Raw genomic sequence first — 22,770 nt, 5'->3', positions numbered from 1 at the left:
CCCCGCCGGCCTGAGAGGGCACCCATCCATGACCAACGACCACGGTTACCCCGCCGTCCGCATGTACATCGCGGGCGAGTGGTGCCAGGGCGGCACCGGACGTACCGCCCCGATCGTGAACCCGGCCACCGAGAAGGTGATCGGCGACGTACCCCTGGCCACCACGGCCGACCTGGACCGCGCCCTCGACGCCGCCGCGGAGGGCTTCACGGTGTGGCGCGCGACGCCCGTCGCCGAGCGCACCCGCATCCTGCACGCCGCCGCCGACCTGATCAGCGAGCGCGCCGACGAGCTCGGCCGCGTCTCCACGCAGGAGCAGGGCAAACCGCTCAGGGAATCGACCGGCGAGGCTCGCCGCACCGCCGAGACCCTGCGCTGGCACGCCGACGACGCCCGCCGGGCCTACGGCCGCATCATCCCCTCGGCCCCCGGCACCGTGCTGACCGTACGGCGTGAGCCCATCGGGCCCGTCGCCGCCTTCGTCCCCTGGAACTTCCCGGTGGGCGGCCCCAACCGGAAGATCTCCTCGGCGCTGTCGGCCGGCTGCTCCCTCGTCATCAAGGGCTCGGAGGAGACCCCCGCCACGGCGATGGAACTGGTCCGCTGCTACGCCGACGCCGGACTTCCGGCCGGTGTCCTCAACCTCGTCTTCGGAGAACCCGCCGAGGTCTCCGAGCACTTGATCAACTCCCCGGTCATCCGCCTGATCGCCTTCACCGGCTCCGTCCCGGTCGGCAAGCTGCTCGCCGCCAGGGCCGGCGAGGTCATGAAGCCCTCCCTGATGGAACTGGGCGGCCACGCCCCCGTGATCGTCTGCGCCGACGCCGACCCGGTGCAGGCCGCCCGTAAGGCCGCCCAGGCCAAGTGGGCCAACGCCGGCCAGGTCTGCACCTCCCCGAGCCGCTTCCTCGTCCACGAGTCGATCGTCGAGGAGTTCACCGCCGAGTTCGTCGAGGCTGCCGAGGCGGTCACCGTCGGCGACGGCCTGGCCGACGGCACCGGCATGGGGCCGCTCGCCAACGAGCGCCGCCTGGCGGCGATGGAGCGCCTCACCGCCGACGCCGTCGCCCGCGGCGCCAGGGTCCTCACCGGTGGTGAGCGACTGGACCGTCCCGGCTACTTCTTCGCGCCGACCGTCCTCACCGACGTGCCCGAGGACGCGCGGCTGATGAGCGAGGAGCCGTTCGGGCCCCTGGCCCCCGTCGTTCCCTTCGGCGACCTCGACGCGGCGCTCGCGACCGCGAACGCGCTGCCGTACGGGCTGGCCGCCTACGGCTTCACCGGCTCCGCCGCGACCGCCGAGAAGCTGTCGGCCGGACTGGAGGCCGGCATCCTCTCCCTCAACCACTGCGGCGGCTCCGTCCACGAGGCCCCCTCGGGCGGCGTCAAGGACAGCGGCTACGGCCGCGAGGGCGGCCCCGAGGCCCTGGACGCCTACCTGATCACCAAGCGCGTCTCCCACCTGCTGGTGCCATGAGGTACGCGCGCATCTCGGCCGGCGGACGCGCGGTGTGGGGCCGCGTGGGGGAGCGGGACATCGAGCTGCTGTCCGGCTCCCCCCTGGAGGAGGACGACTTCGACGTCATCGGCACCGTGCCGCGCGAGGGCGCGCACTGGCTGCCGCCCGTCGTCCCGCCCGTCTTCTACGCCGTCGGCATGAACTACCCCCGGCACATCGCCCACGCCGGGGTTCCCCGGCCCGAGCGGCCCGAGGTCGGCTACCGGGCCAACAACGCCCTCACCGGCCACGGCACGCCGATCGTCAGACCCGCCGAGGTGACGGGGCGGTTCGAGGCCGAACCCGAGCTCGTCGCGGTCATCGGCCGCACCCTCAGGCACGTCACCCACGACGAGGCACGCAAGGCGGTCTTCGGCTGGACCGTCGGCAACGACATCAGTGCCCGGACCTGGCAGCACCAGGACCGCTCCTTCTGGCGCAGCAAGAACAGCGACACCTTCAAGCCCATGGGCCCCTGGATCGAGACCGACGTCGACGCCCTCGCGCAGACCACCACCCTGCGCGTCAACGGTGTCACCCGGGCCGAGTTCGCCACCGGCGACATGGTCTTCGACCCCTTCGACCACATCGTCGAGATCACCAAGCACATCACCATGCACCCCGGCGACGTGCTCTGGATGGGCGCCGAGTCCGTCTGCCAGCTCGAACCCGGCGACACCGTCGAGGTCGACATCAGCGGTATCGGCACGCTCTCCAACCCCGTACACCTGGAAGGGAACGACTCATGAGCGCAGCACCCCGCTACATCCACCACGTCAACTTCCCCACCACCGACCCCGACCGGACCGCCGAGTGGTACACCAAGGTCTTCGGGATGAAGCGGATCATGCCCAAGTCCAACACCCGCGTGGTGCTGATGACCCGGGGCAACTTCGACCTGCACTTCACGCCGGTCGAGGAGATGGAGCGCATGGCGCCCTACCACTTCGCCGTCGAGGTCGACGACTGGGACGAGTTCCTCGCCCACCTCAAGGAGCTGGGGATCCGGCACACCCGACCCATCCAGCGCCCCGAGAACCAGTCCAAGTTCTGCTACATCCACGACCCCGACCACACCATGATCGAGCTGGTCCACCACGCCAAGCGCCCCAACTGATCGCCCCCGCTGAGGAGTTCCATCCCATGCCCTACGTCGACTCCGACGGCACCTCCCTCTACTACGAGCGTCACGGCAGCGGTCCGGCGATCATGTTCGTGCACGGCAGCGGCGGCCACCACGCCATCTGGTGGCAACAGGTCGCGGCCCTGCGTGACGAGTTCACCGTGGTCACCTTCGACCTGCGCGGCTTCGGCAAGTCCGACAGCTCGATGCCCGAGTTCGACGGCCAGGACTTCCCCGGTGACGTGCTCGCGGTCCTCGACAAGGAGGACCTGACCGACGTCATGCTGGTCGGCCAGTCCATCGGCTCCGTCGCCGCCCTACGCGCCGGCCTCATGCGTCCCGAGCGGGTCTCCTCCGTCGTCCTCGGCCACTCCCTCGGCGGCATCGGCCACCCCGAGCTGAAGGAGCTGGCCGCCGCAGACCGCGCCGAGGCCGTCAAGCTGCCGGTCATCGACCGCCTGCTGACCAGGCCGTTCCAGTCCGAGCGCGCCGACCTCACCTTTCTGTTCCAGCAGATGGGCACGTTCAACGTGGCCAGGATGCAGGACCTGCGCAACCTGGACACCAACGGCCCGTCCCTGGACGAGATCCAGAAGTCCGGCGTCAAGGTCGCCTTCCTGGCCGGTGAGAAGGACGCGGTGCTCAGCGTCAAGACCGTCACCCGCGCCCACGAACTGCTGCCCGGCTCGCATCTGGAGATCGTCCCCGGCGCCCCGCACTCCATGTACTGGGAGACGCCCGAGTCGTACAACGCGGCCGTCGCCCGCCTGCGCCGCACCCTGACCGCACCGAAGGAAGCCGCATGAGCAACATCAGCCTCGACGCCGCCGAGGAGATCATCGACGCCGCCCAGAAGCGGGCCCAGGCGATCGGCAAGGCGGTGAGCGTCGCCGTCGTCGACGCCGGCGGCTTCGTCGTCGCCATCCGCCGCCCGGACGGCGCCCGCCCGCTCACCCCGGACATCGCCCGCGCCAAGGCGTACACCGCCGCCGTGATGCAGCGCCCCGGCAAGATGCTGAAGAAGTGGCAGGAGAGCCAGCCCGTCTTCTTCTCGCAGCTCTCCCAGCTGCCCGGCGCCGCGATGCCCATCATGGCCACCGACGGCAGCGTCACCATCAAGAAGGACGGCGAGATCATCGGCGGCCTCGGCATCGCCGGCGGCACCGCGGACGAGGACCAGGTCATCGCCGACGAGGTGCTCGCATCCCTCGGCTACGAACTGGAGTTCGCCGCCTGGGGCGTCGCCGGCACGCCGGCTCCGTCCGCTTCCGACTCCGCGAAGGGCTGACCCATGGCGGACACGTTCAACTACCGCATCGACCACCACGGCAGCCTGGTACGCCCGGCCGGCCTCGTGCGCGAGGACGCCGAGTCCGTGACGGACGCGGTCGCCGAAGCCGTGGTGTACCAGCGAAAGCTGCGCTGCACCGTCGTCACTGATGGCGACTTCCCCCGCGAGGACTTCCGAGCTGCCGTCCTCGACCACGTCTCCGGGTTCCGCCGCACCGGCGAGACGGGCCCCGACGGCCTGGTCCGATGGGTCGCCGAGTCCCTGCCGAAGGCCGGCGGCCCGCTGCTGCCCGGCTACGGCACCCGGCTCAGCGAGCTGACCATGATCGCCCCGAAGGCGACACTTCCGTCCCCGGCCTATCTTGCCGCGACCACGTTCGAGGCCGGGCAGGGCCCGGCCTCCGCCCGCGAACTCGGCGAGACGCTGGCCGAGATCATCAGCGCCGAGATCGCGCTGCTCGTCTCCCAGGGCGTCCGCCTGATCCAGCTGAACAACCCGCTTCTGCTGGACCAGGTCGCCACCGACCCGGCGGGCGGCGGGACCCTGTCCTTCGAGGACGCCCTCGCCGTGGACGCGCTGGCGGTACGGCTGGACGAGCGCCCCGAGGGCCTGCGCATCGGTGTGGCGCCCGGGTGGGCCGCGCCGGCCGCCGTGGACGTGGCCCGCGCCGAGCGGCTGTTCACCGAGGTCCCGGCGGACCGCTGGGTACTGCCGTTCGACCAGGGCACCGAGGCCGAGGTGGAGCTGGTCCGGGCGCTGCCCGAGGAGCGGGACTTCTGCCTGGGTGTGGTCGACGCGACCAGGCCGGAGCTGGAGGACATCGACACGGTGATGTCCCGGATCGACCCGCTCGACGCGTTCAAGGACCTGGAGGACGCGGCCGTCGCCCCGTCGCGGGGATTCGCCGACGTGGCGAGCCGGCCGCTGCTGAGCGCCGAGGACCAGCGAAGGAAGCTCGTCCTGGTCGAGACGATCGCCCGCTACTGCTGGGGCAACGAGTTCTGACCGAACCGAGGGTCGGGAAGCGTGCGCTTCCCGACCCTCGCCGTCCGCTCAGAGCACCTCGGCGAAGGTGACCGACCGGTCAGTCAGCAGCGGCCACACGGTCTCGATGATCTGCTCCTCGAAGTGCGGCGCCGCCTTGTGCGCCTCGAACCCGGTGGCGTCGTCGTAGCGCTCGTACAACAGGAAACCGCCGGGCTGGTCCGCCACGGCGTGCACCTCGTACAGCTGGTTCGCCGGTTCCGCGCGGGTCGCCTCCCGCGCCTTCAGCAGCGCGGCACGCACCGCGGCCTCGTCGGCGGGCGCACAGCGGTAGTGGGCGACGACTGCGTAGGCCATGTTCTGTCTCTCCTCGGCTGTTTCTCGGCTCCCGGCGGTGTCGTGCGCACCGTCCGGCCAGCCGATTCCAGCATGGATCGATCTCCGTCCGACCTGCGCGCGATGCAACCAATGCCTGCCCCCGCGGGGCTGGTGCGCCCATCCCGACATGGTGTGTTGTCACATCCGGCCCGCAAGGCCGACCTGCTGGGACCGCGGTCATCCGCACCGCGGTCGACGAAGGAAGTGATCTGATGCGCACTCTGGAAACGCTCCTGGGCGGAGAGTGGGTGACGACCGGCGAGTGGATCGACGTCCACGATCCGGCCGATGTCCGCACCCCCGTCGCCCGTATCCCGTCACTGTCCGCCAAGGACGTCACCCGGGCCTACGACCACGCCGAGCAGGGTTTCGCCGTCTGGAAGCGCACCAGCCCCTTCGAGCGGGCCCGGATCTTCACCGACGCAGCCCGGCTGATCCGCGAACGGCTCGACGAGATCGCCGCCGACGTGACCGCCGAGAACGGCAAGACGCTGGCCGAGGCCCGTGGCGAGGCGGGCAAGGCCGCCGACTTCCTCGACTACTACGCCGGCCTGGCCCGCCAGGGGTACGGCACCCTCCTGCACGACGCCCGCCCCGGCACCCGTACGCACACCCAGCGCGAGCCCATCGGCGTCATCCTGGTGATCAGCCCCTGGAACGACCCGCTGATCACCCCGGCCCGCAAGCTCGCCCCGCTGCTCGCGACCGGCAACGCGGCTGTCCTCAAGCCGGCCACCGAGACCCCGGCGTCGGGCCTGCACCTCGCCCGTGCCCTGCACGACGCGGGCCTGCCCGCCGGTGTCCTGAACGTCGTCACGGGCCGCACGGCCGAGATCGAGGAAGCCCTCCTCGACGACCCGCGCATCGCCGGCATCACCTTCACCGGGTCCAACGCCGTCGGCAACCGCATCCGCCGCCGCCTCGCCGACCGCAACGTCCGCTTCCAGGGCGAGCTGGGCGGCAAGAACGCCTCCGTCGTGCTGCGCGACGCAGACCTGGCCGCCGCCGCGCGGGGCGTCGTCGCCGCCTCCTTCGGCCAGGCCGGCCAGCGCTGCACCGCCACCAGCCGGGTGATCGTCGAACGGCCGGTGTACGAGGAGTTCACCCGCCTGCTCGTCGCGGAGGTCGAGGCGCTGCGGACGGGCCCCGGCACCGACCCGGCCACCACCCTGTGCCCACTGTCCAGCCCACGGCAGCGCGACAGCGTCCTCGCCGACCTGGACAAGGCCGTCGCGCAGGGCGCCACCGTGCTCACCGGCGGCCGGGCCGACACCGACGGCGACCGCGCGCACGGCTGCTACGTGCAGCCCACCGTCCTCGCCGGCGTCACGCCCGAGACGGCGATCTGGCGCGAGGAGGTCTTCGGCCCGGTCCTCGCCCTGCGCGCCGTGGACGACTTCGCCGCCGCCGTCGACGCGGTCAACGACTCCGGCTTCGGCCTCGCCGCCGCCGTCTTCACCCGCGACCTCGCCTGCGCGTACCGCTTCGCCGACGAGGCCGAGTGCGGGCAGGTCGCCGTCAACACCACCACCACCGGCTGGGACGTGCACCTGCCCTTCGGCGGCTTCCACGACTCCGGCACCGGCTACAAGGAGCAGGGCGACGAAGTCCTGCGCTTCTCCACCCGTGTCAAGACGGTCGCCGTCCACTTCGGCGTCTGACCGACGCGGCTGGAGCGAGCAAGAACAGAGAGGAGGATGCCGATGGCGGACGAGACGATCGGCATCGTCGGCGCCGGCATCGTCGGCCTGGCCACGGGCCGCGAGATCGCGCTCAGGCGCCCCGGCACCCGGGTCGTCGTGTTCGAGAAGGAGCAGCGGGTCGCGCTGCACCAGACCGGCCACAACTCGGGTGTCGTGCACGCCGGCATCTACTACACGCCGGGCAGCCTCAAAGCGAATCTAACCGTGCGCGGCGTGGCGCTGCTGCGCGAGTACTGCCAGGACCGCGAGCTGCCGTACAAGGAGATCGGCAAGCTGGTCATGGCGGTCCGCCAGGACGAGCTGGGCCGCATGGAGAACCTCTACCAGCGGGCCAAGAACAACCACGTGCCCGACCTCCGCAAGGTGTCCAAGGACGAGATCAAGGAGCTGGAGCCAAACGCCGGCGGTGTCGCCGCCCTGCACTCCCCGCGCACCGCGATCACCGACTACCCGGCGATCGCCCGGGAGTTCGCCCAGGACATCACCGGCTCCGGCGGCGAGGTGAAGCTCGGATTCCCCGTCACGGGCATCACCGATGTGCCCGGCGGCATCGAGGTGGCGTCCGGACAGCAGAGGGTGAAGGTCGACCGGCTGATCCTGTGCGCCGGTCTCCAGTCGGACTCCGTGGCCAAGCTCGCCCAGGACAAGCAGGAACCGAAGATCATCCCTTTCCGGGGCGAGTACATGCTCCTCAAGCCGGACCGCACCCACCTGGTGCGCGGCCTCCTCTACCCGGTGCCGGACCCCCGCTACCCCTTCCTGGGCGTCCACTTCACGCCCCGTGTCGACGGCACGGTGGAGGTCGGGCCCAACGCCGTCCTGGCCCTGGCCAGGGAGGGCTACACGCTCACCAAGGTCTCCCCGCGGGATCTGCTGGGCCTCGCCGCCTACCCCGGTTCCTGGAGGATGGCGGCCCAGCACTGGCGTACCGGCGTCAAGGAGTACCGCGGCGCCCTGTCCACGAAGGCCTTCATGAAGGACGCGGGCCTCTACGTCCCCGGCGTCGGAGCGGACGACGTGGTGCGCGGCGGAGCGGGCGTACGCGCCCAGGCCGTGGACCGCGACGGCACCCTCGTGGACGACTTCCGCATCCACCGGGCCGGCCGGATCACCGCCGTGCGCAACGCTCCCTCGCCGGCCGCCACGGCCTCCATGGCGATCGCGGAGCACATCGTCGGCACGGTCTTCGACCACGCCTGACGCAAGCTGAGAATGCCCTGCTCACAGCGCGCTTTCGTGCAACAACAGCTTGCATCCCACGCTCTCGGCAAGACCTCGGCACCGGCCTAGCGTTCCTCTCGCAGCACCTCACCACCCCCTCCGAGAAAGCGAGTTCACGACATGTTCGTCGTCGACACCCAGATCCACATCTGGAAGGAAGAGACCCCGGACCGCCCCTGGGTCCCGGGCGCCCGTGAGCGCATCCGCCTCAACGGCCACCGCGAGGACCCCTTCTCCTACGAAGAGGCCCTGGAACTCATGGACGAGGCCGGCGTCAACCGGGCGCTGATCCTCCCGCCCTCCTGGGAGGGCAACCGCATCGACTACGCCCTGGAGGCGTGCGAGGCCCACCCGGACCGCTTCGGCATCATGGCCCGCGTCCCGCAGGACAACGAGGCCGAGGGCACGGCCATGCTGAAGGACTTCGCCCAGAACCCGCACATCAAGGGCACCCGGCTCACCTTCCACCGCCCGCAGGACCGCAACTGGATGATCGACGGCACCAACGACTGGTACTGGCCGATCGCCGAGCAGCTCGGCATCCCCACCATGGTCCACGCCCCGATCTGGAAGCGCGAGCTGGGCGAGATCGCCGCCCGGCACCCCGAGCTGAAGATCATCATCGACCACATGGGCATCATGGCCCGCTGCGTCGACGACGCGATCGGCTACTGGGTCTCGGAGACCGCCGACCTGGCGGCCCACCCGAACATCTACGTGAAGGTCTCGGCGCTCCCGGGCTACTCCACGCAGCCCTTCCCGAACGACAACATCCAGAAGTACGTGCGCGAGATGGTCGACAAGATGGGCCCGCAGCGGTGCTTCTACGGCACCGACATCACCCGTCTGCTGGGCCACGGCATCACGTACACCGACACCATCGAGCAGTTCACCAAGCACTGGGACTTCACGCCCGAGGAGCTCGAATGGATCATGGGCCGCGGCATCTCCGAGGTCCTGAACTGGCCGTACGAGGGCTGAGGAAGCACACGAGATGACGGACAGCAGCAACAGGCCGGGCGCCGACGGCGGCGATGCCTTCGTATCCGCCCTCACCGCCCTCGGCGCCGACTACATCTTCTGCTCATCGGGGTCCGAGTGGGCCCCGGTGTGGGAGTCCCTGGCCCGGCGTCACCGCGACGGCGAGCCGGCGCCCCAGTACCTGGACCTGACCCACGAGACCGTGGCGGTCGGCATGGCCACGGGTTACGGCCTGGTCGAGCGCCGCCCGCAGGGCGTCCTCCTGCACGCCGCCCCGGGCCTGCTCCAGGGCTCGATGGCGGTGCACGGCGCCCTCCTCGCCGGCGTCCCGATGGTGGTCGCCTCCTCGGAGTCCACCACGTACGGCGACGGCCCCGGCCAGGACCCGGGCGGCCAGTGGTACCGCAACCTGTCCGTCGTCGGCGGACCGCACCACGTGGCACAGCCGTTCACCAAGTGGGCCAACGAGGCCGCGAGCATCCACACCCTGCCCACCATGATCACCCGGGCGGCGGAACTGGCCTGGCGGGCCCCGGCGGGCCCCGCCTACCTGAACGTCCCGCTGGAGATCCTGCTGGAGGACTGGGACGGACGCGAGGCCAAGCCCGTCGTGCCGCCGGGCTCCACGCACAGCTCGCCCGAGGAGGTCGACCCGGTCGCGGCGATGATCCGCGAGGCGAAGAACCCCGTGATCGTCACCGAGACGGCCGGCCGCGAGGCGGGCGGCTTCGAGGCCCTGGTCGCCTTCGCCGAGGCCTGGGAGATCCCGGTCGTCGAACCCGACTCGGCGGTGTGCGGCAACTTCCCGCGCACCCACCCGCTGCACGTCGGCAGCGACATCGGACCGTGGATGGACGAGGCCGACCTGATCCTCCTGGTCAACTGCCGCGCTCCGTTCTACCCGCCGAGCCGCAGGCCGTCCAAGGCGAAGATCGTCGTCATCGACCAGGTGCCGCAGCGCCCGCACATCGTCCACCAGGTGCTCTTCGCGGACGTGTACCTGGAGGGCAACGTCGCCAACACCCTGCGCCAGCTGGCCAAGCGGGCGAAGGACCTCGATGAGGCTCCCGTCGCCGCCCGCCGGTCGGCGCAGGAGGAACGCCACGCCGCCGAGCAGGCCGCCATCACCGCCGCCGAGGCCGATGCGGCACGGTCCGAGGGCGTCGACCCGGTCCTGGTCGCCGCCACCCTGCGCAAGCTGCTCGCCGGCACCGGCGGCATCGTCGTCGACGAGACCATCACCCACAGCCGCGTCGTCAAGCGGCACGTGCAGACCACCGACCCCGACTCGTACTTCTACGTGCAGGGCGGCCTCGGCCAGGGCATCGCGGTCGCCCTCGGCGTCAAACTGGCCGTCAAGGAGCGCCCGGTGGTGCTCACCATCGGCGACGGCGCCTTCACCTACAACCCGGTGATCCCGTCGTACGACGCGGCGAAGGCCTACGACCTGCCGGTGCTGATCGTGGTCTTCAACAACCGTGTCTACAAGTCGATGAATCTCAATCACCGCCGCTTCTACCCCGAGGGCGCGGCGGCCGAGACCGGCGAGTGGCTCGGCACCGACCTGCACCGGCTGCCCCGGCTCGCGGCCTTCGCCGAACCGTTCGGCATGCACACCGAGACCGTCGACACCACCGACGCCCTCGCGCCCGCCCTGGAGCGCGCGCTCAAAGCCGTGGCGGAGGGCACCACCGCCGTCGTCGACGTCCTCGTCACCCGCTGACCCAGGAGACCCCGCACCATGACCGACACTGCCGCCCCCGAGCCGGGGAAGGTCCGCGTCCCCGCCGGCGACCTGCGGACCTTCGCCGCCGCCCTGCTGGAGAAAGGGGGCCTGAGCCCCGAGCACGCCCGCACCACCGCCGACGTCTTCGTCTGGGCGGCCCGGCGCGGCGTAGAGTCCCACGGCATCGCCCGCGTCCCCGCCTACCTGGAACTGCTCGCCAAGGGCGTGGCCAACGCCAGGCCCGACATCACGGTCGAGTCGGCCGCGCCGGCCGCCGCCGTCATCGACGCCGACCGCGCCCCCGGCCCCGTGGCCCTGAGCGCCGCCGCCGACGAGGCGGTCGAGCGGGCCCGCGCCTTCGGCGTCGCCTCCGTGGGCGTGCGCCGCACCGTCCACACCGGTGCCATCGGCTACTACGTCTCGAAGATCGCCGAACAGGGCCTGGTCGGCCTCGGTTTCGTCGCCGGCATGCCCAACATGGGCTACACCGGCGTCAGGGGCGCGGCCGTCGCCACCAGCCCCCTCGCGATCGCGGTCCCGGCCGCCGACCACGCTCCGCTCCTGCTGGACATGGCCACCGCCACGATCGCCCTCGGCAGGATCCGTCAGGCGAAGGCGAACGGCACCCCGCTGCCCGAGAACGCCGCCGCCACCGAGGACGGCACCCCCACCATTGACCCCGCGGAGGCCGTGATGCCCCTCCCGCTCGGCGGCGCCAAGGGCTCCGGCATGTCCCTGGCCTTCGAGCTGCTGACCAGCGTCCTGGTCGGGGCGCCGATCTTCTCGGCCTTCCACTCCGGTGACCCGGCCGGCCGCAAGCACCGCCAGAACGCCCTGCTCATCGCCCTCGACCCGGCGGCCTTCGGCGGCAGCGCGGCGGACTTCACCGCGGCCGTGGACGACACCCTCGGCACCCTGAAGGGGCTGCCGGTCGCGGACGGCGCCGACGGGGTGTACTACCCGGGCGAGCGCAGCGCCGCCGTCGCCGTGGAGCGCGGCACGAACGGGGTGCCGGTGGCGCCCAAGGTATGGCGCGAACTCGCGGAACAGGCGGCCAGGCACGGCATCACACCGCCCGAGCCCGTGTAGCCCGCCCCGCACGTCGCCGGCCGCTCCGAGGGGGGACGGCCGGCGGCTCCGCCCCGCCCCGCGGATGGGGTAGGGTTGACCTGCGTGATCACACGGAAACCGCTCACCCGCGGCCCGTGCGACGCACACCGGGACGTGGCGCAGCTTGGTAGCGCACTTGACTGGGGGTCAAGGGGTCGCAGGTTCAAATCCTGTCGTCCCGACGGTGACGAAGGGTCTTCGCGAGCAGCCGCTCGCGGAGACCCTTTTTCCGTGCCGCCCCGCACGCGGCGGACCACAGCGTGGACGCCCCCTTGACGCACTCCGGACGCCGATCGACACTTCCCAGGTAATCCTAGTGAACAGGTAGGGAATCAATGGGGAGCATCGAGCCGGACGCCGCCGACGCGCGCCGTACTCCGGGACCGTCCCCTCTGCTCACCTCCCGCCGTCACATCGACCTCCTCCGCGTCTGCAGCGCCATCGGCTCACTGGACTGAGCCAGCCGAGCCGAGCCGAGCCGAGTCGAGCCGAGCCGAGCCGATCCGGTCCGCTTCCGCTCGCGGCCGGCCCGCCGCCGTTTCCGCCGCGCGTGTCTCCACGCCCCCGCACCCGAGGAGCACCATGTCCGTCACCCCGCTCGCCCCCGCCCCCGCCTTCCGGGGACGCATCGGCCGCGACCCCCGCAGCGGCCACTACGCCGTCCCGCGTCGCTACCGCCTCCACCTGTCGCCCGGCCACGACGACTGTCTGCGCATCGCCGTCGTCCACAGCCTCCTCGGACTCGACGAGGTGTGCCCGGTGACCGTTCTCGACGCCGGCTCCGGCTGTGCCGACGGCGGCCACCCCGCGCTGCGTCCGCTGTACGAGGCGAGCGCACACCACTACCGGGGCCCGGCCGTCGCGCCGGTGCTCAGCGACGACTGGTCGGGCCGGATCGTGAGCACGCACGCGCCCGACATCATGCGCGACCTCGCCCGGTACTTCGCCTCCGCCGGCCCCGAGCTGTACCCGTGCGGCGAGGACGCGGCGATCGAGGCCGTCGAGCTGCTCTGCGCCCGGGCGGCCGACCCGGTGGTGCTGGACCTGCTGGAGGAACGGCTGACCGCCCGCCCCCACGTCCTGGGGGAGCGGCTCACCGCCGCTGACATCGAGGTGTGGGTGGCCCTGACCCGGCTCGGCCCCGCGCACCGCCGCCCGGACCGCCACCCCGCCCTGTGGTCCCACGTGCGGCGCCTGAGCGCCCACCCGGCCTTCGCGCGCGACCTCGGAGGCCGTCCCACCTGACGGAACGGCGTTGACACGAGCACGGTCAACTGCCTTACTTACGGACCAAGAACGGTCATGAGCGTCAGCGACAAGCCCTGGCTCGCTGACCGGCAACCCTCGCTCCGCGGTGGGGTGCCCCAGGTGACGACCGGACCGGATGACACTTCGGTAAGCGCGAGGCCCACGGGGCCGGAACAGTGACGGTGACGGACATGCACGCAGCTCCCAGGACGGCGTACCGCCGCTCCCAGGGCGCCGTGCGCCCGTACCCGAGCCCGCTCGTCGCCGACCGGACCGTCGATCTGCTCCGCGTCAGCAGCGCACTGTGTACCGGCCGCGGCCGCGGCCGCCGCTCGGCCTGACCTCCTTCCCGGAACCCAGCCCTCGCAGCGGCCGCCCGGCCACGACGAACACCGCCTCTGCGGTGTGCCGTTGTCCGCCCCGCCCCGCCCCGCCCCGCCCCGGCCCCGTGCCTTCCCCGTGCGCCACCTCGCGCCCTGGAGCGGCTCCCGCCGCGCCACCGCGCCACCGCGGCTCACCGCCGTCCGCACGACCCCGGGGTGTCCGAACCCACCGGAGTCCTCCCATGAGCGAACCCCCGGGCGCCGCCGTGTCCCTCGCCGAGGCACCGTCCGCCACCGACAGCCCCCGGCCGGCCACCGCCCAGCGGGTGCTGCCGCTGCGCCGGCCCGGCCGCTGGATCGCGACCGCCGCCGTCCTCGTCGTCGTCGCCCAGATCGTCCACGGCCTGGCCACCAACCCGTTCTACCAATGGGACCGCTTCCGCTACTGGTTCCTGCGCCCCACGATCCTCGACGGCCTCCTCGTCACCCTCGAGGTGGCCGCGCTCAGCGCCGTACTCGGGCTGCTGGGCGGCGTCCTGCTCGCCCTCGCCCGGCTCTCCGGCAGCCCGGTCCTGCGCGCCGTGAGCTGGACCTACACCTGGCTGTTCCGGTCCGTCCCCCTGATCGTCGTCCTGATCTTCCTGTACAACTTCTCCGCCCTGTACCGGACGTTGAGCCTGGGCGTCCCCTTCGGACCGGCCTTCGTGACCTTCGACGAGTCCCGGCTCGCCACCGACCTGGCCGCCGCCGTGGCCGGCCTCAGCCTCAACGAGGCCGCGTACGCCTCCGAGGTGGTCCGCGCCGGCATCCTCTCCGTCGACCAGGGCCAGCACGAGGCGGCCGCGGCCCTCGGCCTGCCGAAGGGCCGCCGGTTCCGCCGGATCGTCCTGCCGCAGGCCCTGCGGTCCATCACCCCGAACTACGTCAACCAGCTCATCGGCCTCGTCAAGGGCACGTCCCTGGTGTTCTACGTGTCCCTGCTCGACCTGTTCGGCTCCGTGCAGACCATGGGCAGCACCTACCCCGGCGACATCGTGCCGCTGCTGCTGGTCGCCACCGTCTGGTACCTGGTCCTCACCAGCGCCGTCTCCGTCGTCCAGTTCTACGTCGAGCGGTACTTCGCCCGGGGGGCGACCCGCACCCTGCCGCCGACGCCCCTGCAGAAGGCGCGCGCCGGCCTCGCCGAGGCCCGGGCCCGGCTGCGCCGGGAGGCCGCCGTATGACCACCGCCGGACCGTCCGGCGGGGCCCGCATCCCGGGGCACCGGACCACCCGCGGCACGCACGCGCCCCTGGCGTCCTCGCCCCGGCCCGCCGCCCCGCACCACTGACCGCAGCCCCGCCCCGCCCCGGGCCCCGCCCGGCCCTTCCCTCGCAGACCGCTCCCCACGACCATCCCTCCCAGCGACAAGGACAGCCATGCGCCACCACCACTCCCTCTCCCGACGCGGTCTGTTCCGCGGCATCACGGCCGCGGCCGCCGCGACCGCCCTCGCCACCGGGCTCGCCGCCTGCGGCGGGGACAGCGACGCCGCCACCACGACCGACGCCGCGGGCACGGTGACCGTGGGCCGGCTGTCCAACGGCGCCGCGAAGGAGACCACGCTCGACGTCGCGGAGGTGAAGTCGATCAGCGCCCGCCTCCCCGCGTCGGTCCGCCGCAGCGGCAGACTCGTCGTCGGCGTGGGTGCCCTGCCCGACGGCTTCCCGCCGCTGGCCTACGTCGGCGACGACCAGAAGTCCCTCACCGGCGCCGAACCGGACCTGGCCCGGCTGGTCGCCGCCGTGCTCGGGCTGAAGCCCGAACTGAAGAACTCCACCTGGGAGAACATGTTCGTCGGCATCGACAGCGGCCGCACCGACGTCGCCTTCGCCAACATCACCGACACCGAGGAACGCAAGCGAAAGTACGACTTCGCCTCCTACCGCAAGGACGACGTCGGCTTCGAGGTGCCGAAGAACAGCACCTGGAACTTCGACGGCGACTACCGCAGCCTCGCGGGCCGGACCGTCGCCGTCGACAACGGCACCAACCAGGAGAAGATCCTCCTGGAGTGGCAGGCGAAGCTGAAGCAGGAGGGCAAGCAGCTCACCGTCAAGCACTACGCCAGCAAGAGCAGCACGTACCTGGCCCTGACCGGCGGGAAGATCGACGCCTAATTCGCCGCCAACCCGGGCGTCGCCTACCACGTCACCCAGACGGCGAAGTCCCCCAACGCCACGCGCAGCGCGGGTACGTACTCGGGCGCCGGCGCCTCCCTCCAGGGGCTGATCGCGGCCACCACCAAGAAGGACAGCGGGCTCGCCGAGCCGATCGCGGCCGCCATCGACCACCTGATCGAGAACGGCCAGTACGCGAAGTGGCTGGCCGCCTGGAACCTCTCCAGCGAGGCCGTCGCGACCTCCGAGGTCAACCCGCCCGGGCTCCCGCTCGACAACTCCTGATGACCCGTCAGCACGCACCGCGCCCCGTCCCGTCCGTCGGAAAGGACCCCGCACCCGTGACCCAGCCGACCGGCCTCCGCGTCGACCCGGCCCCGGCCGCCCCCGCCCCGCACCCTCTCGACAACGCCGTCTGGGCCGCCCTGACCGGCCCGCACGCCTCCTTCGCCGAACGCCTGGGCAAGGCCGCCCGCTACCCCTCGGACACGGCCGTCTTCGCCGCCCTCGAGGACCCCGCCGACCCGGCCGCCTGGGCCGACCTGCACCGCCTCGTGGGCCCCGGCACGGCGGTCGCGGTGCCCGGCGCGCCCACCGTCCCCGAGGGCTGGGGCACCTCCGGCGGCGTGCCCGGCGTCCAGCTCGTCGACACCGCCCTGCACGCCGAACCCGACCCCGGGGCCGTACGGCTCGGACCCGCCGACGTCCCCGAGATCCTGGACCTGGTCGCCCGCACCCGGCCCGGCCCGTTCCTGCCCCGCACCGTGCTCCTCGGTACCTACCTCGGCATCCGGCACCGGGGCCGGCTGATCGCCCTGGCCGGCGAACGCCTGCGGCTGCCCGGCTGGACCGAGATCAGCGCCGTGTGCACCGACCCGGACCACCGCGGCCGGGGGCTCGCCACCCGCCTGGTGCGCGCCGTCGCCGCGGGCATCCGCGAACGCGGCGACACCCCGTTCCTGCACGCCGCCGCGAGCAACACCCGGGCCATCGGGCTGTACGAGTCCCTCGGCTTCACCCTGCGCCGCCACACCGACTTCCGCGACGTGCGCACCCCCGGCACGGCCGCCGTGCCGGGAGCGTGGTGACCGACGACGCGAACACGGCGTCCCCGTCCGTCACGACCAGGCCCACGTTCCCCTCCGGACGACCAGGAAGGCACACCCGTGTCCACCACTCCTCCCTCTCCCTTGCACCTCGCCGTCGCCCTGGACGGCACCGGCTGGCACCCCGCCTCCTGGCGCGAGCCGGTGGCCCGCCCGTCGGAACTGTTCACCGCCGCCTACTGGGCCGGCCTGGTCGCCGAGGCCGAGCGCGGCCTGCTCGACTTCGTGACCGTCGAGGACGGCCTCGCCCCGCAGTCCTCCCGCCTCCTCGGCCCGGACGAGCGCACCGACCAGGTCCGGGGCCGGCTCGACGCGGTCCTGATCGCGTCCCGCGTGGCGCCGCTGACCCGGCACATCGGGCTGGTGCCGACCGTGATCGCCACCCACACCGAGCCGTTCCACATCTCCAAGGCGATCGCCACGCTCGACTACGTCAGCGCCGGCCGCGCCGGTCTGCGCGTGAAGATCTCCGCCCGCCCCGACGAGGCCGCCCACTTCGGCCGCCGGACCGTCCCGCGCATCGACGGCTACGAGGGCCCGGCCGCGCGGGAGCCGGTCACCGAGCTGTTCGACGAGGCCGCCGACCACGTCGAGGTGGTCCGCCGACTGTGGGACAGCTGGGAGGACGACGCGGAGATCCGGGACGTGGCCACCGGCCGGTTCGTCGACCGGGACAAGCTGCACCACATCGATTTCCGGGGCCCGCGTTTCAGCGTCAAGGGCCCCTCCATCACCCCCCGGCCCCCGCAGGGCCAGCCCCTGGTCACCGCCCTCGCCCACTGGACCGTGCCGTACCGGCTGGTCGCCCGGCAGGCCGACGTCGGCTACGTCACCCCGCACGACGCCGACCAGGCACGGGAGACCGTCACCGAGATCCGTGCCGAACAGGCGGCGGCCGGACGTGCCGCCGAACCGCTGCACGTCTTCGCCGACCTGGTGGTCTTCCTTGACGACCGCCCCACCGACGCCACCGCCCGCAGGGACCGCCTGGACGAGCTCGCCGGAACCCCGTACACGAGCGACGCCCGCGTCTTCACCGGTTCGCCCGTCCAACTCGCCGACCTGCTGGAGGAGTTCGCGGCAAGCGGACTGACCGGCTTCCGCCTGCGTCCCGCGGTCCTGGGCCACGACCTGCCCGCGATCACCCGGGGCCTGGTGCCCGAACTGCGGCGCCGGGGCCTCTTCCGCACCGCATACGAAGCGGACACCCTGCGCGGCCTGCTCGGCCTCGCACGCCCCGTCAACCGCTACGCCGCCGCGACCGCCTGAGCCGGGAGGACACCACCATGACCAAGCCCCTGAAGCAGATCCACCTGGCCGCACACTTCCCCGGCGTCAACAACACCACCGTGTGGAGCGACCCCCGGGCCGGCAGCCACATCGAGTTCAGCTCCTTCGCGCACTTCGCACGCACCGCCGAACGGGCCAAGTTCGACTTCCTGTTCCTCGCCGAGGGCCTGCGCCTGCGCGAACAGGGCGGGCAGATCTACGACCTCGACGTCGTCGGCCGCCCCGACACCTTCACGATCCTGGCCGCGCTCGCCGCCGTCACCGACCGGCTCGGCCTGACCGGCACCATCAACTCCACCTTCAACGAGCCCTACGAGGTGGCCCGGCAGTTCGCCAGCCTGGACCACCTCTCCGGCGGACGCTCCGCCTGGAACGTCGTCACCTCCTGGGACGCGTTCACCGGCGAGAACTTCCGCCGCGGCGGCTTCCTGCCGCAGGAGGAGCGCTACTCCCGCGCCCGCGAGTTCCTGGCCACGGCGAACGAACTCTTCGGCTCCTGGCGCGGCGACGAGATCGTCGCCGACCCGGCCACCGGCACCTTCCTCAGCGACGCCAAGGCCGGTGCCTTCGTCCACCGGGGGCAGCACTTCGACATCCACGGCCGCTTCGACGTCCCGCGCTCCCCGCAGGGCCGCCCGGTGATCTTCCAGGCCGGGGACTCCGAGGAGGGCCGCGAGTTCGCCGCCGCGGACGCGGACGCGATCTTCAGCCGGTACGCCACCCTGAAGGAGGGCCAGGCATTCCACCGGGACGTCAAGAGCCGCCTCGCCAAGTACGGCCGCCGTCCCGAGGACCTGCTGATCCTGCCCGCCGCGACCTTCGTCCTCGGCGACACCGACGAGGAGGCCCAGGAGCGGGCCCGCGAGGTCCGCCGGCAGCAGGTCAGCGGGGCCACCGCCCTCAAGCACCTGGAGTTCGTCTGGAACCGGGACCTGTCCGCCTACGACCCGGAGGGCCCGCTGCCCGACATCGACCCGGACGTGACCGGGGAGCACATCGCGCGGGGCCGCGCCCAGGTGCGGATGTACCGCGACCCGCTGGCCACCGCCCGCGAGTGGCGCGCACGGGCGGAGGCGAACGGCTGGTCCATCCGCGACCTGGTCATCAACACCGGCAATCGCCAGACCTTCGTCGGCTCCCCGGCCACCGTGGCCCGCACCATCGACGCGTTCGTCCAGGCCGACGCCGCCGACGGCTTCATCCTGGTCCCGCACATCACCCCAAGCGGCCTGGACGAGTTCGCGGACACGGTCGTCCCGCTGCTCCAGGAACAAGGCGTCTTCCGCGCCGACTACGAGGGCACCACCCTGCGCGACCACCTCGGCCTGACCCACCCGGACGCGGTGCGCGCCGACGAGCGGGCGGCGTCGTGAGGTAGTCCCGGACATTCGGTACGGCAGTGCCGTGTCCGCCGCCCCCTCGTACGGCGGACACGGCACGGGCCGGTGACGTCACCCTCCCCCGAAGGCGACGTCACCGGCCTTCCCCCGGCGCCGGATTGTGGTCGGTCGTGGACGGGTGCGGTTCAGCCGTGCGGTCACCAGCACATGACCGCCGTCTCGCCCGCGCCCCACGAGGAGTACAGGCGCACCCGGACGACGTAGCGGCGGCCCTTGACGAGACGGGCCCGGACCGTGGCGTTGCGGGGCTTTCCCCCGTCGTCGTGACCGGCGAGGTAGCGGGGCTCCCCGCCGCGCTCCTCGAAGACCACGACGACGGCGTCGCTGTCGCCGAACGTGCCGACGGTGTACTCCCGGGTCTCCGGCGGATCGAGGCGGAAGTCGGCCTGCTCGCCCGGTGCGAGGCCGAGCGGCACCGAACGGAACGGCACCAGTGGTCCCGGCCGGCCGGCGGGCGGGTACCAGCGCAGCGCGAACTCCTTGTCGGCGGCGGAGAGGGTGCCGGGCGGGTGCAGGCCCGCGCGGTAGTGCTCCGGCTCCAGTATCAGCCCCGACGGAAAGGGATACTCCATGATCGACTGCGGGTCCCAGACCGGAGCGTTGACCTCGTCCGTGTCGAGCGTGCGCAGGATGTTGTGGAAGGTCCGCTCCCGGCTCCAGTGGTTCGGCGGCCCCGCCAGCTCCGCGTAGACGGCCTCGTCGTCCCAGAGGATGCCCGCGTACGGGCTCTGGTGCTCGTGCAGCATGCCGAGCGCGTGCCCGATCTGGTGCAGGGCCGTCGCACGTTCCCCGGGGGCGGTCAGGTCCCAGCCGAAGTTCATGGTGCGGTCGTTCAGACCGGTCCGCAGCGCGTCGCGGCCCACCGCCGACCAGGAGCCGTCGCCGGAGCGGAAGCCGATGCGCAGTTCGGCCTCCGAGCGGTCGCCGACCTCGGTCAGGACGAGTCCGATCCCGAGGTCCTGCCACTCCTGGAAGCAGTCGCGCACCACGGCCCGCTGCTCCTCCGTACCGGCCCACGCACCCCGTCGCGGCCGGCCCGTGCCCCGCAGCGGGACGACCGAGGTGTCGGTGTCGCCGCCGAGGAAGCAGTAGTGCAGCACCGTGCCGTTGACCCACATCCGCTGCCCGCCGGCGAGCGCGGCGTGCCGCTCGGCGCCCAGCCCCGGCGGAAACGCGGGGGCGGGCTGCTGCGCGAGCGAGCAGTAGCGTGCGGTCATGGCGCACAGCCTGCCGTCCGGACCGCCCGGGCGCCTGAGTCGAGGGCTACTCAAGTCGCCTTGTATCAGGAATGAGTAGGCGGACTCCTGTTTCCGTGACGACTGTGACGACGTCCGCGCGGGACGCGAAGACGCTGGAGCTGCCCTGGCCGTTCACCGGCCGCGCCGACGAACTGGAGCTGGTGCGCCGGTCCCTGGCCGCCGGACGGGGCGGCATCGTGGTGACGGGACCGGCGGGCTGCGGCAAGACCCGGCTCGTGACGGAGGCCGTCCGCGGCACGGACTGCGCCCGCGCGGCCGGAACGCCGCAGACCCGCGGCATCCCCTTCGCCGCCTTCGCCCACCTGCTGCCCGAGACCGTCACCCTGCACCGCGCCGTGCAGCTCCTGTCCGGCGTGCGCCTGCTGCTGGTCGACGACGCGCACCTGCTCGACGACTCCTCCGCGGCCGTCGTGCACCAGCTCGCCGTGCACGGCCGCACCCGCCTCGTGGTCGTCACCACCGAGGGCGCCGCGGTGCCGGGCGCGGTGTCCCGGCTGTGGACCGGCGAGCTGCTGCCCCGGCTCACTCTGGAGCCGCTGCCCCGAGAGGAGACCGCGGCCCTGCTCACGGCGGGCGCGGGCACCGCTCTGGAACCGCTCACCGTCCACCGGCTGCACCGCCTGTGCCGGGGAGACCTGCGGCTGCTGCGCGAACTGCTCACCGCCGTCCGGGAACGCGGGCTGCTCACCGCGGTACCGGGCACGGACGAGCGGGCCTGGCGCGGCGCCGTGCCCCTCACGCCGGCCGTACGGGAACACGCCGCCCACCTCCTCGGCCGCGCCCGCCCCGAGGAGCGCGAGACGCTCGACCGCCTCGCCTTCGCCGAGCCCTTGCCCCTCGACCCGGACCCCCTCGACCTGCGGACCCTGGAGTGCCTGGAGGCCGAAGGCCTGGTCCGCGTCGACGACGACGGCGCCGCCCGCCTCGCCCACCCGCTGCACGGACCCGTGCTGCGTGCCGCGGCCGGCCGGCTGCGGGCCCGGCGGCTGGCCCGCACCCCGGACCGGTGCGGTCCCGCCCTGACGGCGGAGACGGACGCCCTGAACCGGCGCATCGAACGGGCCGACGTACGGGCCCTCCCGGCGCCCGTGGGGGAGTGGCTGGTGGCGGAGGGGGCGCCGGTCCCGGCCGGAGACGCGGCCGTCCGCGCCCGGTTCGCGCGACTGCGGGGCCGGCTGCGGGAGGCGGCGGCGTGGGCCCGCGAAGGCCTGCGGCAGGACGCCGGCGACCCGGCATGTCTGACCGAACTCGCCCTGGCGGCGGCCCAGTCGGGGGAGGCGCCCCCGGCGGGCCCGTACCCCGGCCGGGCACACCCCGGGGACGGACCCGCCGGGGGCCGGTCGGACGAGGCACCGGCCGCACGCGGTGACGGGGGCGACGACCACCCCGCCGGTCCCGCGCGGGGCGGGGGCGCGGCCGCGTGGGCGGCCGCCGTGCGGGGTGACCTCGACGGGGCCGTCGGGGCGGCCACGGGCGGCGATCCCTACGACACCGTCCGGTTCGGCGCCCCCGAGCGCGCGGCCGGGCGGCTGACCGGCGTCTTCGCCGCCCATGCCGACGCCCTCGCCCGGGGCGACGGGCCCGGACTCGACCGGGTGGCCGAGGAACTGGAGCGGCGCGGCTTCCTGCTCTTCGCCGCCGAGGCACACGCCCAGGCGGTACGCGCCCACCGCGACCCGCGGGCCGCCCGCACCGCCCGTACCCGCGCCGTCGCCCTCGCCCGTCGCTGCGAGGGCGCCCGCACCCCGGCCCTGTCCGGTCTGGTGCTCGGCGAACTCACCGCCCGGCAGCGCCAGATCGTCACACTCGCCGCCGCGGGGCTGAGCAACCGCCAGATCGCCGAGAGACTCACCCTCTCCGTCCGCACCGTCGGCAACCACCTCTACAGCGCCTACACACGCCTCGGCGCCGGTGACCGCGGCGCCCTGCCCTGGCTGGTGGACCTGCCCGCGGCACAGCCCGCCTGATCC

21 protein-coding genes, 1 tRNA gene, 1 pseudogene and 1 riboswitch are annotated in these 22,770 nt (G+C 72.9%); of the genes and pseudogenes, 21 read left to right on the top strand and 2 right to left on the bottom strand.

Annotated features, from left to right (window positions below):
- Window positions 1-28 precede the first annotated feature (28 nt).
- The 6 genes from ACGF3H_RS08395 to ACGF3H_RS08370 are packed head-to-tail and all read left to right on the top strand — an operon-like array spanning window position 29 to window position 4,917.
- Window positions 29-1,477 carry an NAD-dependent succinate-semialdehyde dehydrogenase gene (locus ACGF3H_RS08395; RefSeq protein WP_362494426.1) on the top strand — a complete coding sequence of 483 codons (1,449 nt, stop codon included), beginning with the start codon at window positions 29-31 and terminating at the stop codon, window positions 1,475-1,477.
- Window positions 1,474-2,247 (top strand): fumarylacetoacetate hydrolase family protein, encoded by a 774-nt coding sequence (locus ACGF3H_RS08390; protein ID WP_362494423.1) that lies wholly within the window; start codon window positions 1,474-1,476, stop codon window positions 2,245-2,247. Before ACGF3H_RS08395 ends, ACGF3H_RS08390 begins: the two co-directional genes overlap by 4 nt.
- The gene (locus tag ACGF3H_RS08385; protein WP_362494421.1) at window positions 2,244-2,615 is read left to right on the top strand and encodes a VOC family protein; all 372 of its coding nucleotides are present in this window, start codon (window positions 2,244-2,246) and stop codon (window positions 2,613-2,615) included. Before ACGF3H_RS08390 ends, ACGF3H_RS08385 begins: the two co-directional genes overlap by 4 nt.
- Before the next feature lie 26 nt (window positions 2,616-2,641).
- Window positions 2,642-3,427, top strand: coding sequence for an alpha/beta hydrolase (locus ACGF3H_RS08380; protein ID WP_362494418.1), 786 nt, complete (start codon window positions 2,642-2,644; stop codon window positions 3,425-3,427).
- Window positions 3,424-3,909, top strand: a complete 486-nt coding sequence (locus tag ACGF3H_RS08375) for a heme-binding protein (protein WP_362494416.1) — start codon at window positions 3,424-3,426, stop codon at window positions 3,907-3,909. Before ACGF3H_RS08380 ends, ACGF3H_RS08375 begins: the two co-directional genes overlap by 4 nt.
- 3 nt (window positions 3,910-3,912) lie before the next feature.
- On the top strand, window positions 3,913-4,917 hold the full coding sequence (locus ACGF3H_RS08370) for a methionine synthase II (cobalamin-independent)-like protein (protein ID WP_362494413.1): 1,005 nt from the start codon (window positions 3,913-3,915) through the stop codon (window positions 4,915-4,917).
- Window positions 4,918-4,965: 48 nt separating this feature from the next.
- Here the strand turns inward: ACGF3H_RS08370 and ACGF3H_RS08365 are convergent, their stop codons facing one another.
- Entirely contained in the window at window positions 4,966-5,253 is a 288-nt protein-coding gene (locus ACGF3H_RS08365; RefSeq protein WP_362494411.1) for an antibiotic biosynthesis monooxygenase, read from the bottom strand.
- 233 nt (window positions 5,254-5,486) lie between these two features.
- Between ACGF3H_RS08365 and ACGF3H_RS08360 the strand changes: the two genes are divergently transcribed.
- From ACGF3H_RS08360 to ACGF3H_RS08295, 14 genes and pseudogenes are all read left to right on the top strand, one after another.
- On the top strand, window positions 5,487-6,935 hold the full coding sequence (locus tag ACGF3H_RS08360) for an aldehyde dehydrogenase family protein (RefSeq protein ID WP_362494408.1): 1,449 nt from the start codon (window positions 5,487-5,489) through the stop codon (window positions 6,933-6,935).
- 42 nt (window positions 6,936-6,977) lie between these two features.
- The gene (gene lhgO, locus ACGF3H_RS08355; RefSeq protein ID WP_362494404.1) at window positions 6,978-8,177 is read left to right on the top strand and encodes an L-2-hydroxyglutarate oxidase; all 1,200 of its coding nucleotides are present in this window, start codon (window positions 6,978-6,980) and stop codon (window positions 8,175-8,177) included.
- A 141-nt stretch (window positions 8,178-8,318) separates the two neighbouring features.
- Window positions 8,319-9,179 (top strand): amidohydrolase family protein, encoded by an 861-nt coding sequence (locus ACGF3H_RS08350; RefSeq protein ID WP_362494402.1) that lies wholly within the window; start codon window positions 8,319-8,321, stop codon window positions 9,177-9,179.
- Window positions 9,180-9,192: 13 nt separating this feature from the next.
- Entirely contained in the window at window positions 9,193-10,902 is a 1,710-nt protein-coding gene (locus tag ACGF3H_RS08345) for a thiamine pyrophosphate-dependent enzyme (protein WP_362494399.1), read from the top strand.
- Between the two features lie 18 nt (window positions 10,903-10,920).
- Window positions 10,921-11,994, top strand: a complete 1,074-nt coding sequence (locus ACGF3H_RS08340) for an Ldh family oxidoreductase (RefSeq protein ID WP_362494397.1) — start codon at window positions 10,921-10,923, stop codon at window positions 11,992-11,994.
- Between the two features lie 129 nt (window positions 11,995-12,123).
- A tRNA-Pro gene (locus ACGF3H_RS08335) sits at window positions 12,124-12,197 on the top strand.
- A gap of 153 nt (window positions 12,198-12,350) precedes the next feature.
- Window positions 12,351-12,473 (top strand): putative leader peptide, encoded by a 123-nt coding sequence (locus tag ACGF3H_RS08330; RefSeq protein WP_362494395.1) that lies wholly within the window; start codon window positions 12,351-12,353, stop codon window positions 12,471-12,473.
- 124 nt (window positions 12,474-12,597) lie between these two features.
- Window positions 12,598-13,260, top strand: a complete 663-nt coding sequence (locus ACGF3H_RS08325) for a glutathione S-transferase C-terminal domain-containing protein (RefSeq protein ID WP_362494391.1) — start codon at window positions 12,598-12,600, stop codon at window positions 13,258-13,260.
- 53 nt (window positions 13,261-13,313) lie between these two features.
- Window positions 13,314-13,423, top strand: a riboswitch (SAM riboswitch).
- 31 nt (window positions 13,424-13,454) lie between these two features.
- Window positions 13,455-13,604 carry a hypothetical protein gene (locus ACGF3H_RS08320; RefSeq protein ID WP_362494389.1) on the top strand — a complete coding sequence of 50 codons (150 nt, stop codon included), beginning with the start codon at window positions 13,455-13,457 and terminating at the stop codon, window positions 13,602-13,604.
- 224 nt (window positions 13,605-13,828) lie between these two features.
- The gene (locus tag ACGF3H_RS08315) at window positions 13,829-14,809 is read left to right on the top strand and encodes an amino acid ABC transporter permease (protein ID WP_362494386.1); all 981 of its coding nucleotides are present in this window, start codon (window positions 13,829-13,831) and stop codon (window positions 14,807-14,809) included.
- 195 nt (window positions 14,810-15,004) lie between these two features.
- Window positions 15,005-16,030, top strand: a pseudogene (locus ACGF3H_RS08310) (transporter substrate-binding domain-containing protein).
- A 56-nt stretch (window positions 16,031-16,086) separates the two neighbouring features.
- Window positions 16,087-16,833 (top strand): GNAT family N-acetyltransferase, encoded by a 747-nt coding sequence (locus tag ACGF3H_RS08305; RefSeq protein ID WP_362494384.1) that lies wholly within the window; start codon window positions 16,087-16,089, stop codon window positions 16,831-16,833.
- 78 nt (window positions 16,834-16,911) lie between these two features.
- On the top strand, window positions 16,912-18,120 hold the full coding sequence (locus ACGF3H_RS08300; RefSeq protein ID WP_362494382.1) for an LLM class flavin-dependent oxidoreductase: 1,209 nt from the start codon (window positions 16,912-16,914) through the stop codon (window positions 18,118-18,120).
- Window positions 18,121-18,137: 17 nt separating this feature from the next.
- Window positions 18,138-19,514, top strand: a complete 1,377-nt coding sequence (locus ACGF3H_RS08295; RefSeq protein ID WP_362494379.1) for an NtaA/DmoA family FMN-dependent monooxygenase — start codon at window positions 18,138-18,140, stop codon at window positions 19,512-19,514.
- Between the two features lie 164 nt (window positions 19,515-19,678).
- Here ACGF3H_RS08295 and ACGF3H_RS08290 read toward each other — a convergent pair whose 3' ends face one another.
- The gene (locus tag ACGF3H_RS08290) at window positions 19,679-20,758 is read right to left on the bottom strand and encodes a M12 family metallopeptidase (protein WP_362494377.1); all 1,080 of its coding nucleotides are present in this window, start codon (window positions 20,756-20,758) and stop codon (window positions 19,679-19,681) included.
- A gap of 71 nt (window positions 20,759-20,829) precedes the next feature.
- Here ACGF3H_RS08290 and ACGF3H_RS08285 point away from each other — a divergent pair, with 71 nt between their 5' ends.
- Window positions 20,830-22,767: a LuxR C-terminal-related transcriptional regulator gene (locus ACGF3H_RS08285; RefSeq protein ID WP_362494374.1), complete on the top strand. Its 1,938-nt coding sequence runs from the start codon at window positions 20,830-20,832 to the stop codon at window positions 22,765-22,767.
- Window positions 22,768-22,770: the final 3 nt, after the last annotated feature.

This window comes from Streptomyces sp. NPDC048185 (genome assembly GCF_043202495.1).
Taxonomy (GTDB): domain Bacteria; phylum Actinomycetota; class Actinomycetes; order Streptomycetales; family Streptomycetaceae; genus Streptomyces.
This window is presented reverse-complemented; position numbering and strand designations above follow the sequence as displayed.